Here is a 14,318-nt window from a genome sequence, read left to right as displayed (position 1 = left end):
CTGGTGTTGGCCGACGCCGAGGCCTACGACAACTGGCCCTCCGCCGAGGAGTTGCCGTTCATTCGTGTTACCCAACTGCCGGTGATCGGGCCGTTGGTGTTATGGGCCTGGTCGCGGCGGCCACTGTTTCGGTGGGCACTGGGAGGGCAAAGCCGTCTACGACCGCTCCGTGCTGACCATGACCTCGTGGACGGCTACATCGCCGCCAACCTCGCCACCGCCCACAAGCGGGCCAAGACCCGACGATTTCTCGCCACCCAACTCGACCCCGCCAATCAAGCCCACACCCACCACCTCGCCGACGCACTACACAAGATCGAGGTCCCGACGCTGATCCTGTGGGGCGAAGGCGACGTCCATTTCCCGCCCGTTCGCGCGGCGCCTGGCCGCCGACATCCCCGGCACCACGCGGGTGGAAACGCTGCCCGCAACCGGGCATCTGCTGATGGAGGAACAGCCAGATCACATCGCCAGCCTGATTCGCGAATTCCTCACCACCACAACCCGATCCGGCCCGAAGGACGCGCCGCGATGCTGACCGCGGTGATCGCAATCCACATCGCAGCGGGCCTTACCGCGGTCATCGCCGGCCTGACCGCCATGTTGGCCCCCAAGCAGGCTGGTCGGCACCCCCGCAGCGGACACGTGTTTTTGGTGGCCATCGGGATCGTGTTCGCCACCGCGTTGGGGATCGTGGCCGCGCGTCCCCACACCGCCTACCTGCTCATCCCCGGCAGCATCGCCCTGCTCGCCGCCGCGACCGGTTTCACCGCACGCCGGATCCGCTGGCATGGCTGGATACGCCACCACATCGCTGCCATGGGCATCGCCTACATCGCGCTGCTGACCACCTTCTATGTCGATAACGGGCCCAAACTGCCGGTGTGGAACCTGCTGCCGCGCAGCACTTTCTGGATCCTTCCCGCCGCAATCGGCCTTCCCCTCATCACCCGCGCGCTGCTCCGACACTCCACACCGACAACGGCCCAGAAGTAAGGACTACACATGACCGATCACACCCCAGCCGCCGACAGCATCCTCGACCAGGTCCGCGCCCAGTACGCAGCTGCCGCGCTGGCCGTCATCAACAAGAACACCGGTGCGTGCTGCGGCACCACCAGCACCATCGGCAGCGATAGCCACCTCAACGCTTCGGTGATCGCCCCGAACGAGTCCGGCCTGGGCGCAAGCCAATACGACACCATCGACCTGGACCAACTGCCCGTCGACGCGGTGCTGGCCAGCCTGGGCTGCGGCAACCCCACCGCCGTCGCCGAACTCCACGAGGGCCAGACCGTGCTCGATCTGGGTTCTGGCGGCGGCATCGACGTGCTGCTGTCGGCCCGCCGGGTCGGGCCCACCGGCCGCGCCTACGGCCTGGACATGACCGACGAGATGCTCGACCTCGCCCGGGCCAACGCCGCGGCTGCCGGTGCCACCAACGTCGAATTCGTCAAAGGCCATATGGAAGCGATCCCGCTGCCCGACGCCAGCATCGACGTCGTCATCTCCAACTGCGTCGTCAACCTCTCCCCGGACAAACCCGCCGTATTCGGCGAGATCTACCGCGTCCTGACACCCGGCGGCCGCATCGGCATCAGCGACCTGGTCGCCGACGATCACCTCACCACCGAGGACCGCGCCCGCCTGGGCACCCACGCCGACTGCATCGCAGGCGCGCTGACCGCCGCTGAATACACCAGCGATCTTGCTGATGCGGGATTCACCGAGATCACCCTCACCCGCAGCCACACCGTCACCGAGGGGCTGCACTCCACCATCATCCGAGCGACCAAACCGCAGTAGCGGTCGAGCCGCAGCGGCGCTGAAGTACCTTGACTCCGTACCCAGGTACAGGGTTGAGAATGGGTGTATGCGACGTGGTGAGGTTGCCGCACTGGCCGGGTGAACGCCGAGACGCTGCGCTACTACGAGCGGCGCGGCTTGCTGGACGAACCACCTCGATCGGTAGGGCGCTACCGGGCGTATCCCGACAGTGCTGTCGAGGTGGTGCGGTTCGTCAAGCGCACCCAAGAGCTGGGATTCAGTCTCGATGAGATCGATGAGCTGCTCCACCTGGCCAACGGCGGTCCCGACGACTGCGACCAGGTACGGATCCTTGCCGAGGTCAAGATGGAGGAACTCGCGCAACGCATCCTCGACCTCAACCGCGTGAGGGATTCCCTCGCTGAATTGGTGTCGACCTGCGAGTTTCCCCGTCGCGACCGGCGCTGCCCGATGCTGTCGTCATTGCACACCAACGAAGAAGGGCACCAATGAGACTGGAGATTCTGCAGGTTCCCGACTGCCCGAATGTTGCGGTGCTGCAGCGCCGGCTCGAACAGGCACTTGCCGGGGAGACCACCGAGGTGACGCTGGTCCACCGGGTGATCGATGACCCGCAGGACGCTACCGCGGCTGGAATGGTGGGCTCGCCGACGCTGCTAGTGGACGGTTGTGATCCGTTCGCTGTGGCCGGCGAACCACCCAGTCTGTCGTGCAGGCTCTACCGCGACGAGCGCGGCGCCGTAGCCGGTGCGCCGTCAGTGGCTGCCCTGCGAGACGCACTCGGCCTTACTGCCCGAGCCGGCGACGATGCCGATCACACCGCAGATGCCTGCTGCGCCCCGGCTGCCGGGGCCGATTCGGCGGCCGCCTCGTTGGGTTCAGCGCGGTTTCGAGCCGCGCCCAGCGATCCTGGCGAGACCGCCGTGCATCAGTGCATTCTGCGAGCCTTCGCCAAGCACGGCGCTGCCCTCGATGGCCGAACTCGCTAGCGCAGCATCGCCTTCGAGTCACCAGTGGAGGAGATTTTGACTCGACTACATGCCTCGGACGTGATCCGGCTCGGCACCAGTGGACTCATCGAGGTCGCCTACCCGTTCTCCGCTGTTCCGACTCGCCACCGGGTCCGCCTCGCCCATGGCGGCGAGGCATATTCGATGTGCGCGGTCGACGCTCTCGGGATCGCCTTCATGCTCGACACCGACACGGTGATCGAGTCCCGGACCCCGTTAACGGCAATCCCATCACGATCACTGTCGAGCGCGGCGAGCCGATCGGGCAGCCCAGCACCGCAGTGGTCTTCGTCGGCGTCCGATCCGGAACGGGCCCCTCGGCCGACACCTGCTGCGACTACCTCAACTTCTTCACCGATCGCCCATCCACCCACGCGTGGGCGGATCTGAATCCCCACGTGGTGGGCGGAATTCTGGGACTCTCCGAGGCCGCGCGTCTCGGCCAAACCATCTTCCGCGGCTTGCTCAACAGCTGACGACACATGAAACCGCATCGGAGTACGGGCCAACGCCAACCAGGCGCTAGAGCTTCAGCGTGACCTTTTCGCCTCGGCTGATCGATTCGGCCACGGTGGTGAGGGCAGGTTCTACGAGGGCGGTGCCGAGCTTCCTCTGCAGCGCCCGCTTCACAGCGTCGACCGATTGGCCCTTGTGCTGCCGGAAGACCGCATCGATGTCGCTCTGCATATTCTTCGCGACTTGCTTGGTGACGTTCTTCTCGAAGTTCGGATCCATCTTGAACCCTGCCATCGTGCTTCTCCTGCCCACGCGGTCCGACGTCGGGATCGTAGCGGCGGTCCCGACACCGAAGGTTACAACTCCGCCCCGAGGCATCCAAGCAACCCTGAACCGAATCAAAACCGAAGGCGTGCACCACCGTCACCGCCTACGGGTAGAAGGAAGTTGGGCTCGTTCGGCGATGTATTCGGTCCAGTCGCGGGCGGCGAGTGTGGCCCAGGCGGCGGCGTTGTTGTTGGTGATCCCGATGAGCTCGGCCAGGACGGGTGCGGGCATGTCGCCGGCGAGTTGGAAGAGAGTGGCTTTGCGGTTCTCGTAGGGTTTGATGCCGATGGCGACGAGCTGGGACCGGATGTTTTCGGTGGCAAGGTGGCGGCCGGGGTTACCGCCAGGAAACAGCCATCCGGTCTCGCGGGAGGCGTAGAGGCTCTTGCCTCGGTGCTCGAGGTGTTCGCGAATCAGATCGTCGAGGACGGGAGGCATCTGAATTGGAATCGAGCTGAAGGTGACGTGCACGGCCCGGTCATCGGTGATGGTGACCTGACTCGTTCGCATCGCCACAATGCGCGAAAGGGATTGAGCGAAAAGCAGAGTGAGCAGACCGCCAATGCGGGTGTAGCGGCGCAAGGTCGAGTCGTGCAACAGACGCTCGACGGCCGCCCAGCGCTGCGCATCGGACACAGTCACTGCCGGCGGCGGCCGCGGGACATCGGGAACGGTCAGCTTAGTGTTGATCCGGGAGTCGCGCAGCCAGACCACGAAGGCGTATTCGTGGCCAAGTGTCCTGCCGACGTGCGCCTGGTAGCGCTCCAACAGATCCCGGGTCGCGGTGGCCGCACTGGCGTCGTGAGCGGCGAGGAAGGCCACTAACTCGATAGCGACGCGGATACGTCGGCGACACGCGTCGGCCATGGTTTTGGTCAATCGGTCTTCGCGGGCGGCTTTGCGCATCTGCCGCAGCACATGCCAGTGAGCGAACCGGCGAATCAGGGCGGCGTCCTCGAAGGGCAGTTGGGCTACGACGTTCTCGATCCAGGGCAGCATCCTTTCGATTCGGATCTCGATCTGATCCAGGACGCCGACCGCGACGAGCAGGCTGCGCAGGTAGTCGTGGGATCGATCCGAGGGCAGGGCGCGGAAGGTGTCGTGGCTGATCTCGAGCGCGCCGCACGCCATTTGGCCTAGCAGTTGCGGACCGATACCGGGTTTCTTGCGCAGCCACCACAGTCCGGTCTGCGGGCGTTCGGAGTTCACCAATTCGTCGAACACCGGACGCAACCGGCGATGGATTTGACCGGTCGCTGGGTCGGTTAGCAGGTCGGTGAGCCGTTCGCGCAGGAAGCAGCGAGCGCACCGACTGTCGCCGTACGGTGTTCCTCGCGGCCGCAGTCACGGCACGCGAAGATCGACTCGACACCGGCACACGACGCGCAGACGACGATCTCGCCGCGCAGCCATGCCAGCGGCCGCACGACGGCACACTGCGGGCAGGCTTCGGGTGGTAGTGCCGTCGCCGGCGACAGCCGATGCAGATCCTCCGCCCATGCGCGAGTCGACTCAAGCCGTTGGTGCTTCCGCACTCCCAGCAGACGCAGTGATTCACCTACTGTCGCCGGGGCGGCGGATCTTGGCGCGGATCGGCCGCAGGTCGCCAATCCCGGGTCCGCTGTCGTTGACCGCGGGCGCCTCGCGGATCTGTTCCTGGGCGAGCTCGAGTAGATCGTTGGGCGTGCACGCCAAGATGTCGCAGAGGGCCGCCAGCAAGTCGAGATTGATCCGTTGCGGCGGTTTCGTCGCAACCCGGTGAACCATCTGTCGGGAGATCTCCACGCCACGCTCGTGCAGCGGCTCGACCAGGTCGGTGGTCGCGAACATGCCGTTCTCCGCCATCAGTTGGCGCAGGTTCCAACGGATTACCGTTCTAGTGCTCATTCCGGCTCCCGGTTGTCGTCGTGGATCCGTAGACGCGACGAAGCGCCGCCTGCAGGGTCTTGGTCTTGAAATCGTTCGACACCGAGGTGTAGATCGCAGTGGTCGAGGCATAGGAGTGCCCGACCTGTTCGGTGACGAACCGTTCCGGGTAGCCGAACTCGATCAGGTGGGTGACATAGGAGTGCCGCAGGCAGTGCAAGGTGAGGTCTTTCGGCAGACCGGCCTGCCCCCCGCAAGAACGCGAACCGCTTGTCCATCGTCTTCGTTGACACCCGCTGCTGGCGTTCGGTCAGCCACAGCTCCTCACGCGGTCCGGGACTCAACAGCGGCCGGGCCTGCTCGACCCACTGGCGCAGTCCGTCGATCACCCAGTCGAACTCCGGGACGGCCAACACGGTGCGACGCCGCGGGTTGCTGCCGCGGCTGGACTTCGCGTAACGGACGTGGACGGCACCGAACGTTCCCCACGCCGGCATCCGCGGGTTCGGACGCAGATCGACGACGTCCAGGAAGCACAGTTCCCGGCGGCGTAACCCGAATGCGTAGGCCGTCTTGATCATCTGTGCGTCTCGCAGCGCCGCTAACGCGCCCTTGCGACCCGACCGCGCGACCGTCTCGACGCGGTCATCGAGAAAGCCGAACAAGGTTTCCACCTCGTCGTAGGAGAACGGTCGCCGGGCTGGCTTGCCCTCGTACTCGACCAGATGCGCGGCGGTGTTGTAGTCGTGACAGATCTGCGACGGGATCCTGCCGAACCGTTGCTCGCACTGGGAGGTCCAGCCGTAGCGGCCGTCGAGAAGGTAGTCGCAGAACATCCGCAACGTCAGGTGATAGCCGCGGATCGTGGACGGCGCTAGACGATCGGTGCCGGACATCAAACTGGCAGTGAAGTCCTCGACGTCACCGGCCGTCCAGTCCCAGGGCAGCGATTCGGCGAACGCAGTGAACCTTCGCAGCAAGGCGATCCGCGGTTCGATCGTGGCGTCAGCCAGCAGTCTCGACTTCTGTTGGCGCCCCCATCCTGAAAGCATCGCCTCGAACACCGCCGCCGGCTCATTCAGATGCACCACACCAGGCGCCAGAACCAAGTGAGCCGAACCCGGAACACTCACCCGACCTCCACTGCGGACGTAAACTTAAAGTGGACATTGACAACGGAAAGTTACCACGTCCCCGACGCTATTGATTCACCAGGCCAAACGGAAACGTGACTAAAGTGCCCACGAGGAACCCACCCCGATGCACCACCAGGCTCCGTCCACTCTGAGTTGATTCGCGGCAGTCTTTTCCTGAGTGCAAGAGGTGTGTGGTCTGTCGGTGGGCTGTGGAAGGGGGGGGTCAAGGCAGAGAGGTGGAGGGGGCTGTGCGGTGGTGGCGAGAGGAGCGGGCGGCGGTGTGGTGAGGGTAGCGGCGGTAGTGCGGCAGGAGCGACGGAAAAAAATTGAGGGATGACGAATGTGGCTGTGGTGGTGGCCCGGTCGGCCTGTCGGCTCTTAGGGTCCCGACCATGACAGCACCACGGATATCGAAGGTTGAGGCCCGGAAGCGGGCGCATGAGGCGACCCGGCGCGCCAACGAGGCTCGCGCCGCGCGGGACAAGGCGAACATCGACGACGCCGCGGACTTTCTCGTGGCGGTCGGCAAGATCGCCGAGGTCGAGTCCTGGAAGAAGGAGCGCCTGGCTCAGCTGCGCGCGCAGGTCGACGCGGAAGCCGCGAAGCGGGTGGCTGTCCATCGGGCCAAAGCCGGCGCGGCGATCGCACGCATGCAGGGCCGCGGTGAGACGCTGACGACGATCGCCGCGCGGACAGACGTGGGGATCGGAGTTGTTCGCACCATGGCGCGGCATGCCCGAAACCCGAGAACCCTCGGCCGGGGGCGGTTCGCATGCACTAGGCGGGGGTGGTGTGGATGGCGGGCCGTTGAAGGCTGCTGGCCCCTACTCCGGCGAGCCGCCGGCCGATGCCGTCTCGGCGTGAATGGTGCGGGCGTTGCGCCGTGGTGAGGCGAGGTCGACGGTGCACGGGGAGCGCGCCCGGTGGCGCCGGTCGGCCCGTGCGCCTGGCGTGATGTCGACCGGCCGCTCCGCCGGCCGCGCCGCGGCCGCGCTAGCCGGTTGCGCATCATGCGGCGAGAGGCGTTCGTTGATTGCGTCGCAGGGTATCTGGGCATCGCGGCTCCGGTCGCTCGGTATGCGGCGGTTGCATGACCGCACAGCGGTGCGGCTCGGGAGTGCGTTCACAGCACCGGGGAGCGGGCCGCGGTCGACGCCTGAATGTCGGTGTCGACGGCTAGGTTCATCGGCCATGAGAAGCGCAGGGAAGCTGATCGTTGATCGGCGTGTGCACGCTGCTGAGATCGCGCGCTTTCACAGCCATGTCGTCTGTGGGCCAACGGCTTCGGACTGCAACATTTGGACCGGGGCGATCGGCGCCGATGGCTACGGTCGCTTTTACCTCACTCGAGCGGGCTCGGGTCTGTGCGTTCGTCCGCACCGTTACGCGTTGGCCATCGTGTCCGGTGTGGTGGCCGCTGGGGTGCTTGGGCTCCACGAGTGCGACAACCCAGTGTGCGTCAAGGTCGCGGCGGTGACAGATCCCCGCCAGCACGTCGTGTCGGGGTCGCAGGGCGACAACATGGAACGCATGGCGCGGATGCGCGTGGCGGCGGCCGATATGCGGTGCGACGCTTCGATAGTCGCGGCGTTCGTAGGCAACGCTCGGTGGCGCTGCGCGAAGCGGTGCGCCACGGTTGGGATGCCGCTGCGGTGCAGGCGGCCCTGCTGGGCGACCAAGCCACGCTGTGGTGAGGTCGGCCAGAGCTCGTCGAGGTCCGGTGAAACATGTCGCCGGGTGTGCCGAGCTGGGTGGTGTGGGGCACGGTGTCGCAGCGCCGGGCTGGAGGGCTGGAGGGGGTGTGCGGCGGTGATGTCGCGCGTCGGCGCTTAGCCTCGCTGCAGGAGCACCGCGTCGCGCGGCGGTGCCGCAGTGGCGGCGTCGAACCACACGGGCATCGCAGCGACTTCGGCTGTGCGCGCCCAGCAGTTGCGGTGCTGCCCGCTGTCCAGCACGGCCGAGCCGGATCGTTTGACGACGTACTTGATGTGTTCTCGCGCGTGGACGAGTGAGCGCGCCAGGCGACGATCAGCATCGGCTAGGCCGGCGATGCGTGGATCGTCGAGACTCGCGTGTTCGATGACGACGGGATCGGCCGTTGCCGGGAAGGGCGCAAGGAAGTTCTGGACCGTGGCCAGCACGATGGTCCACGCCCTCGTGTACGTGACAGCTCTGGCGGCGGCCAACCATGGCGGGGTCGCCGAACAGCTCGCGGTAGCCGTCCTGCCCGGGATCGGTGCCCAGGACTGCCTTCAGCTGTGCTAGCTCCATCGGGCAGTTGGATGGCCCGCCCATCTCTGGCCATCGCACTCCCATGCCGTGGGGGTTAGGGCAGCTCGTCGACCCTGAGGAGGTAGTAGGCCATGCGGACGTCGGTGGGTTAGGGCGCCAGCAGCGTGGAGCGGCGCGTGAACTGTGCCGGGCCGCCAACCTCGAACGCCAGCACGTCTACTCCGAAGTATTGCCCGACCAGCATGGGGTCGTCGTATCCCAAATCTCCATGCACGCTCTGCAAGTACTCCATGGCCTTCTCGCATGCGAGTCTGGCGGCGTTGTCGGCGGTCTCGGCGATGGCCGTCGCCTCCACGGCGGTCCGAACGTTGGCGAGGAAGACGGTTGTCATTCCGGGGGTCCTTAAGACGCGAGTGCGTGGATGGGGCTGGCGGCGGCGAAGACGGTCTTGAGGTCGCGGCGGGCGTCGAGTTCGGAGTAGGGCTCAATGGTGGCCACGCCGACGACGCGGGGCCGTGCCTCGGCGAGGGAGAGAGCTCGAACGCCGTGTGAGTGGCGCTGAGCTGAGTGGGTCGGTGGTAGTAGTCCGAGATCACCAGGTACGCGTGCAGGGCGGCCTGGGCGGCTTCTGGGGTGTCGTGCTGCGTGCTTACGTCGCGGCCGTGCTCGTCGATGGTCAACGTGTACATGGGTGGCTCCTGTCGGCTCTGTGGCGGGGTCTTATGCGGCGGCGGTGGCGTGGGCGAGGGCCCTGATCCGATCGGGCCGGAAACCTGACCAGTGGTCGTCGCCGGCCACCACCACGGGGGCCTGGAGGTAGCCGAGGGCCATCACGAAGTCACGGGCTTCGGGGTCGGTGCTGATGTCCACGACGTCGTAGGCGATGCCCCGCTTGCCGAGCGCCTTGTAAGTGGCGTTGCATTGGACGCAGGCGGGCTTGGTGTAGACGGTGACCGTGGCGGTGGTGCTCATTTCGCGCTCCTTAATCGTCGGTATTGCGGGTTCTTTCTGTAGCTTCGATTCTAATTGCTGAACGTTAATTCGGCAACGCATAGAGCATACTAGAGCGCCCACTTTCGGCGGTGACTAGACCTTATTGGCGAACGCTATTAATGGCACTAGGACCCCTTCTGTTTTCGCACTAGGAACCATTCTTGCAATTCTCTATTATTGGCGTTTGTTCTTTACCCGAACGGACGAAAGGCCCCGGGAGCCCAGCTACTCCCGGGGCCTTCGTCGGCCGCTAGTCCTCTTTGCAAGCCTGTCGGTACACGGTGTCGGCTTTGCGTTTGCTGAGGATCACCTGCTCGATGTCGCTGAGGGGGTACCCGCAGACCTCAGAAAGCCAGGTCAGATACTTTTTCGTGATCTCTTGGGGTGCGCGCCAGGCGTCTTTGGCCGTCCGGGCCTCAGTTGTGGCGAGCACCATTCCGAGCAGGATCACCAGCGCGCGGCCGTCGCCGGTGGCCGGCAGCTTGGCGACGGCCATCTTCGCGGTCTCGTTATCGGCCAGGCCGAGCAGCTCGGGCGCGAGCTTCTGGCCGTGGTAGTCGTTGAACAAATCGGGCCGGTTGACAATCACATCAGCGAGGTAGAGGGCCGCGCCCTTCGGTGCGGTCTTGCGGGACAGCAGCTTGTCGCGCACCCACTCGCGGCGCACGATCGCCGCCGCTTCGCCGAGCTTGTTCAAGGCAATGAGCTTGCGGCGTTCCGCGCGTTCCTTCTCGGCCTCTTCCTGGCGAGCCCGCTCGCGGTCGGCTGCACCGTCAGGGTCGCTGGCATCGGCGAGGCGGTCGGCGTCGAAGCCGTACTGGCGAGCCGCCCAGTCGGGCATGGTGACCCCGGCGCCGCGCGGGTTGCAGCAGTAGTACTCCGGGCTCCACGCGGTGGTCTCGGTAACGGTTCGGATGTGCCGGTAGCCCTCGGCCGGTTCCAGGGTGGGATCGTCGGCGGTCTCGAAGTCGATGTCGTGCTCATCTACCGGTTCGCCGGTCTCAACGTCGAGGAACACTTCTTCGCTTTCGAGGACGACTGCCCAGTGCTGGGGGTCCATCGCGGCGATCGTCTCGTCGGTCAGGGTCTTACCCTCCGCGTCCCGCAGGTAGTTGGTCGGGATGTAGGCCTTGTCGGACCAGCCTGGGCGGCGATCCAGCACCGTGTAGCCCTTCGCTGTGAACCCTGCTGCTTTCTCCTCGTAGCGGCGTCGGTCTTCGCGCTCGGCACGCAGTTGAGCGACGCGGTGGTCGAACTGGTCGGTGCCGGCCACCTTGATCAACTCGGCCTGGGCCGCGTCGTCGCCGTCGAACTCGACAAAGCTGGTGGCCTCCACCAGGTTGAGCTGCCCGGTGTCCAGAGCGCTCATGGCCTTCTCGGACTCGATGGCGACCTTGGCTGCGGCGACGGCGTCCTTCGTGGTGGACAGTCCTTTGGCCACCTTGGTGAGCGACACCCCGTCTAGCAGCAGCTGGTTGATACCCCGAGCGCGCTCGGCTTCGGTGAGCGGTGCGCGGTGATCATTGGCCACGATCTGTTCGATGACACGCTGGGCGCGAACGCCGGTGTCGGTGCCGTCGAGGGTGCGTACGTACACCGGCACTGAGGTCAAGCCGACCTGGCGGGCCGCCTGGATGCGGCGCTGTCCCTCGCGCACGAAGGGCTTGTCCTGCCCGTCGATCCGCACCGCAAGCACGGGGACGAGGACTCCGTGTTCCTCAATGGAGGCGAGGAACTCGCGATCCAGTCGGGGGTCCAGTCGAACGTTGTCTTCGATCTCAATGTCGTTGGGGTGCAGGTGAAGAAGCTCGGGGGTGGCGATGGTGGTCATCGGGGGGTTCCTTTCTCAGTCGGTCGAACCTGTTGCCTATAGGCTACACCATGATGTAGCCTATAGGCAACACATTTGTTTGATGAGAAGGGTCGATTCCCGATGAGTGTGAGCCTCGACCAGCTCCCCGGCTTCGCTGAAACCGACTGCGGCTCAACGGTGGTGATGAGCTACGGCATGGGCGTCGATTCCACCGCGATCCTGCTCCGCTGGCTTACCGACCCGTCCAGCCGAGACTTCGACCTGCAAGACCTCATCGTCGTCACGGCCGACACCGGGGGAGAGTTCGAACAGACGATCAGCGACGTCGAGGAAGTCGTGCTTCCCGAATTGCGTCGTCATCGGGTTCGTTTCATCCAGGTCGGCCGATCGAAGCGCAAGACCACCGCAAACGGGGATGGCGTCGCGGTCCTGCAGGACTCCATCGAGCCCACGCGCTTGTACAGCGCCGCCTACACATTGGCAGACGAAATGCTTTCGGCCGGAACGGTTCCGCAGATCGGCGGCACGCGCATGTGTTCCATCCACGCCAAAGGCAATTGCCTGGATCCCATCATCGCTGCGGTGACGGCCGGACGTCGCTATCGCCACGTCGTGGGATTCGAAAGTCATGAGGGCGCCCGGGCCGTCAAGGACGCGCTGTTCAACACCGACCGCCGCACCGGCTGGTACCCGCTGCGCGACTGGGGTTGGGATAGAACACGCTGCTCCGATTTCATTGCCGAGATCACTGGGCGCCGCTGGTCGAAGTCAGCGTGCGGATACTGCCCGTTCGCGATGCGCACCGAAGCCGGGCGAAGCAGCGTTGTCCAACGGTGGCGCCGCGAACCAGAGAAGGGTGCTCAAGCCCTGTTCCTCGAGCACGTCGCGCGCAGCCTCAACGAACGCCAAACCCTCATCGAGGGCAGCTCTGCGGCAGACTTGGTGGCCTCCGCCGGGTTGACCCAGGTGCGGGCCCGCTTCGACGCGATGCTCGACGAGTGTGAACACGCCGTTTACGAGGTCCGCCGGCTCACCCGCAGGTCCTCCAGCCGGGCCCAAGGCCGCGGTATCACTGCGCGCTCGGTGCGGGCCGTGGCTCGTGGCTCGCGCAGGCAGATGGACGAGGAGCTTGGCAGCCACGCCGGTGAGCGACAAATCGGTGCGGATGGGATCGTGCGCCAGGTCCTGCGTGAGAGGGACGATCAGCTTCCGGCGTTGCAACACTTCTTCGTCGTGTGCCCGGCCGTAGTGGACAGCAAGCAACGACCGGGTTTCGAAGCGTGGTGGCAGGAGGCGACGACCGATGCTGTGCTGTTCTGAGTACACCCACGTCCACCCCGCCGGTGTAGCCTTTGGGCAACGCCAAGGAAAGGGGATGGGCATGGAGGCGACACCCTCCGATGACGGTTCGCTCATCCTCGCCGCACTCGGTGCGGCCATCCGCGAACACCGCACCGCCGCCGGCCTGACGCAGGCCCAGCTTGCCGAGCGTGCGGGCATCGGCCGTCCCCACCTCAATCACATTGAGGGCGGCCGCAAGAGCCCGACCGTAGTGGTGCTGGTCCATCTGGCCCGCGGCCTTGGCGTCGACCCCGCGGTCCTGCTGCAGACGCAGCCGCTCAGCGAGGCGACACACTGAGGCTGCGCGCCGCCTCGATGCGTTGTATCAGTGCGGCGGCCTCGGCGTGGTCGGCACGCCCAGCTTCGTCGGTGCCCGTCCGAATGAGTGCCACCAGGTCGCCATCGGCCCGCAGCTCGTAGCGCGGTGCCTGCGGCAACTCATCGATCCGCGCGTCATGCATGGCGTCGAGTGTGGCGGCCAGGACGGCCGTCACCGCGTTTTCGTGGCCCTCTGCGGTGTCGATGATCGTGTCGACGCGGCCGTCGATTATCATCGCCAGTGACCAAAGAACGGTCATTGTGCTGTCTCCCTTGCGTCGGTGTCCTGGGCCCGATTGTGAGCGGCTGAAAAAGCCGGGCCTGCCCTCCACGGTTGTGGATAAACAGACCCGGCTCGGCGCGGCTGTGGATAACTGCTAGCCGTTCGGCGGCGCGTAGTCCCGTTCGCGGGGATCTGCGGCGAAGTCCGGGCCGTCAAGGAAGACCTGCACCCCGGTGCGATGGGCCGTGGTCAACAGTTCCACGGCGCTGATACCACCAGCCTGATCGAGGATCTGGAACGTGACTGGTCCCATGTGCAGGTCGAGCCAGCGGAGTTGGCGTGCGCGGTCCCGCGACAGCTCCTGTCGGGGCACGACCGCATAGGCAGGTCGGCGCATCCAGTCGATGGCCACGGTCGGCAATGCGAAGGGCTCGGCCGTCGCCGGGGCGGGCGCCGGGATCTGTCGGGGGATGAGCGTCATCGCCGATCGTGCCGCGCAGAACCCCTCCAGTACGCCCTGCACGGCCTGCGCTGACAGCATCGTCATGAGCAGTCCACCCCATTGCAGCCGTAGACGGGCGTTGGGGGAGCAGGCGTGATTTACGGCGATGTCGCCGTTCTGCTCACCCTGTACTCGGACGATCGTGTGGCTCACCAATGCGGCGGGGGTCACATGGGCTTCGGCGGAACGAGATTTCATCAGACTGCCTTTCAGTGGATGTTGCTTATAAGCAACAGTCTATCGTGAAAAGCACTGTCTAGCAACACTTTTAATGACCTTTCATGCGTGTCACTTCACGCCAAACACCCTCCGT

18 protein-coding genes and 2 pseudogenes are annotated in these 14,318 nt (G+C 65.6%); 10 read left to right on the top strand and 10 right to left on the bottom strand.

Features of this window, described 5'->3' with window-relative positions; all coding sequences use genetic code 11:
* The 5 genes and pseudogenes from G6N42_RS31460 to G6N42_RS31445 form a co-directional block, all read left to right on the top strand.
* A partial coding sequence (locus G6N42_RS31460) for a hypothetical protein (RefSeq protein WP_434059637.1) occupies positions 1 to 996 on the top strand: 996 nt, incomplete at its 5' end.
* Positions 997 to 1,005: 9 nt separating this feature from the next.
* Entirely contained in the window at positions 1,006 to 1,806 is an 801-nt protein-coding gene (arsM, locus tag G6N42_RS30880; protein WP_163738676.1) for an arsenite methyltransferase, read from the top strand.
* A 99-nt stretch (positions 1,807 to 1,905) separates the two neighbouring features.
* On the top strand, positions 1,906 to 2,280 hold the full coding sequence (locus G6N42_RS30875; protein WP_163739067.1) for a MerR family DNA-binding protein: 375 nt from the start codon (positions 1,906 to 1,908) through the stop codon (positions 2,278 to 2,280).
* On the top strand, positions 2,277 to 2,777 hold the full coding sequence (locus tag G6N42_RS31455; protein WP_232076879.1) for an alkylmercury lyase: 501 nt from the start codon (positions 2,277 to 2,279) through the stop codon (positions 2,775 to 2,777). Before G6N42_RS30875 ends, G6N42_RS31455 begins: the two co-directional genes overlap by 4 nt.
* Positions 2,778 to 2,942: 165 nt before the next feature.
* Positions 2,943 to 3,274, top strand: a pseudogene (locus tag G6N42_RS31445) (alkylmercury lyase family protein).
* Positions 3,275 to 3,320: 46 nt separating this feature from the next.
* Here the strand turns inward: G6N42_RS31445 and G6N42_RS30865 are convergent.
* From G6N42_RS30865 to G6N42_RS31655, 4 genes are all read right to left on the bottom strand, one after another.
* Entirely contained in the window at positions 3,321 to 3,548 is a 228-nt protein-coding gene (locus tag G6N42_RS30865; RefSeq protein WP_163738666.1) for a hypothetical protein, read from the bottom strand.
* 129 nt (positions 3,549 to 3,677) lie between these two features.
* Positions 3,678 to 4,805, bottom strand: a complete 1,128-nt coding sequence (locus G6N42_RS30860) for a hypothetical protein (RefSeq protein ID WP_232076877.1) — start codon at positions 4,803 to 4,805, stop codon at positions 3,678 to 3,680.
* Positions 4,806 to 5,135: 330 nt separating this feature from the next.
* Positions 5,136 to 5,468 (bottom strand): helix-turn-helix domain-containing protein, encoded by a 333-nt coding sequence (locus G6N42_RS30855; protein ID WP_163738663.1) that lies wholly within the window; start codon positions 5,466 to 5,468, stop codon positions 5,136 to 5,138.
* Complete coding sequence (locus G6N42_RS31655) at positions 5,458 to 5,667, bottom strand: tyrosine-type recombinase/integrase (RefSeq protein ID WP_350310140.1); 210 nt, start codon at positions 5,665 to 5,667, stop codon at positions 5,458 to 5,460. The genes G6N42_RS30855 and G6N42_RS31655 overlap by 11 nt, the downstream gene beginning before the upstream one ends.
* Positions 5,668 to 6,975: 1,308 nt before the next feature.
* Here G6N42_RS31655 and G6N42_RS30845 point away from each other — a divergent pair.
* Entirely contained in the window at positions 6,976 to 7,473 is a 498-nt protein-coding gene (locus tag G6N42_RS30845) for a hypothetical protein (protein ID WP_232076875.1), read from the top strand.
* A 301-nt stretch (positions 7,474 to 7,774) separates the two neighbouring features.
* Positions 7,775 to 8,277 (top strand): annotated as a pseudogene (locus tag G6N42_RS30840) (hypothetical protein).
* A gap of 135 nt (positions 8,278 to 8,412) precedes the next feature.
* Here the strand turns inward: G6N42_RS30840 and G6N42_RS30835 are convergent.
* Positions 8,413 to 8,724, bottom strand: a complete 312-nt coding sequence (locus tag G6N42_RS30835; protein ID WP_163738655.1) for a hypothetical protein — start codon at positions 8,722 to 8,724, stop codon at positions 8,413 to 8,415.
* Here G6N42_RS30835 and G6N42_RS31530 point away from each other — a divergent pair.
* Entirely contained in the window at positions 8,714 to 8,848 is a 135-nt protein-coding gene (locus tag G6N42_RS31530; protein ID WP_286201669.1) for a hypothetical protein, read from the top strand. The two genes, G6N42_RS30835 and G6N42_RS31530, sit on opposite strands and share 11 nt — an antisense overlap.
* Before the next feature lie 115 nt (positions 8,849 to 8,963).
* Here the strand turns inward: G6N42_RS31530 and G6N42_RS30830 are convergent, their stop codons facing one another.
* The 3 genes from G6N42_RS30830 to G6N42_RS30815 form a co-directional block, all read right to left on the bottom strand.
* Positions 8,964 to 9,206, bottom strand: coding sequence for a hypothetical protein (locus tag G6N42_RS30830; RefSeq protein WP_163738652.1), 243 nt, complete (start codon positions 9,204 to 9,206; stop codon positions 8,964 to 8,966).
* A gap of 329 nt (positions 9,207 to 9,535) precedes the next feature.
* Entirely contained in the window at positions 9,536 to 9,787 is a 252-nt protein-coding gene (nrdH, locus tag G6N42_RS30820) for a glutaredoxin-like protein NrdH (protein WP_163738645.1), read from the bottom strand.
* Positions 9,788 to 10,058: 271 nt separating this feature from the next.
* The gene (locus tag G6N42_RS30815) at positions 10,059 to 11,639 is read right to left on the bottom strand and encodes a ParB/RepB/Spo0J family partition protein (protein ID WP_163739065.1); all 1,581 of its coding nucleotides are present in this window, start codon (positions 11,637 to 11,639) and stop codon (positions 10,059 to 10,061) included.
* 102 nt (positions 11,640 to 11,741) lie between these two features.
* Between G6N42_RS30815 and G6N42_RS30810 the strand changes: the two genes are divergently transcribed.
* Together G6N42_RS30810 and G6N42_RS30805 are read left to right on the top strand one after the other, a co-directional pair.
* Complete coding sequence (locus tag G6N42_RS30810; protein ID WP_163738642.1) at positions 11,742 to 12,941, top strand: hypothetical protein; 1,200 nt, start codon at positions 11,742 to 11,744, stop codon at positions 12,939 to 12,941.
* A gap of 61 nt (positions 12,942 to 13,002) precedes the next feature.
* Positions 13,003 to 13,260 carry a helix-turn-helix domain-containing protein gene (locus G6N42_RS30805; RefSeq protein ID WP_163739062.1) on the top strand — a complete coding sequence of 86 codons (258 nt, stop codon included), beginning with the start codon at positions 13,003 to 13,005 and terminating at the stop codon, positions 13,258 to 13,260.
* Here the strand turns inward: G6N42_RS30805 and G6N42_RS30800 are convergent.
* Positions 13,241 to 13,540 (bottom strand): hypothetical protein, encoded by a 300-nt coding sequence (locus G6N42_RS30800; RefSeq protein ID WP_163738640.1) that lies wholly within the window; start codon positions 13,538 to 13,540, stop codon positions 13,241 to 13,243. The two genes, G6N42_RS30805 and G6N42_RS30800, sit on opposite strands and share 20 nt — an antisense overlap.
* Before the next feature lie 117 nt (positions 13,541 to 13,657).
* Entirely contained in the window at positions 13,658 to 14,203 is a 546-nt protein-coding gene (locus tag G6N42_RS30795) for a hypothetical protein (RefSeq protein WP_163739060.1), read from the bottom strand.
* Positions 14,204 to 14,318 lie beyond the last annotated feature (115 nt).

Origin of the sequence: Mycobacterium gallinarum (assembly GCF_010726765.1) — a bacterium.
GTDB lineage: Bacteria > Actinomycetota > Actinomycetes > Mycobacteriales > Mycobacteriaceae > Mycobacterium > Mycobacterium gallinarum.
Note: the sequence above shows the minus strand (reverse complement) of the source record. Positions and strands in the feature narration are given on the sequence as shown.

Excerpts from the sequence above, each read along its gene's own strand:
- arsM (WP_163738676.1), top strand. The coding sequence starts at position 1,006 with ATGACCGATCACACCCCAGCCGCCGACAGCATCCTCGACCAGGTCCGC.
- G6N42_RS31455 (WP_232076879.1), top strand. The coding sequence starts at position 2,277 with ATGAGACTGGAGATTCTGCAGGTTCCCGACTGCCCGAATGTTGCGGTG.
- G6N42_RS30865 (WP_163738666.1), bottom strand. The coding sequence starts at position 3,548 with ATGGCAGGGTTCAAGATGGATCCGAACTTCGAGAAGAACGTCACCAAG.
- G6N42_RS30855 (WP_163738663.1), bottom strand. The coding sequence starts at position 5,468 with ATGAGCACTAGAACGGTAATCCGTTGGAACCTGCGCCAACTGATGGCG.
- G6N42_RS30845 (WP_232076875.1), top strand. The coding sequence starts at position 6,976 with ATGACAGCACCACGGATATCGAAGGTTGAGGCCCGGAAGCGGGCGCAT.
- G6N42_RS30830 (WP_163738652.1), bottom strand. The coding sequence starts at position 9,206 with ATGACAACCGTCTTCCTCGCCAACGTTCGGACCGCCGTGGAGGCGACG.
- nrdH (WP_163738645.1), bottom strand. The coding sequence starts at position 9,787 with ATGAGCACCACCGCCACGGTCACCGTCTACACCAAGCCCGCCTGCGTC.
- G6N42_RS30815 (WP_163739065.1), bottom strand. The coding sequence starts at position 11,639 with ATGACCACCATCGCCACCCCCGAGCTTCTTCACCTGCACCCCAACGAC.
- G6N42_RS30810 (WP_163738642.1), top strand. The coding sequence starts at position 11,742 with ATGAGTGTGAGCCTCGACCAGCTCCCCGGCTTCGCTGAAACCGACTGC.
- G6N42_RS30805 (WP_163739062.1), top strand. The coding sequence starts at position 13,003 with ATGGAGGCGACACCCTCCGATGACGGTTCGCTCATCCTCGCCGCACTC.
- G6N42_RS30800 (WP_163738640.1), bottom strand. The coding sequence starts at position 13,540 with ATGACCGTTCTTTGGTCACTGGCGATGATAATCGACGGCCGCGTCGAC.
- G6N42_RS30795 (WP_163739060.1), bottom strand. The coding sequence starts at position 14,203 with ATGAAATCTCGTTCCGCCGAAGCCCATGTGACCCCCGCCGCATTGGTG.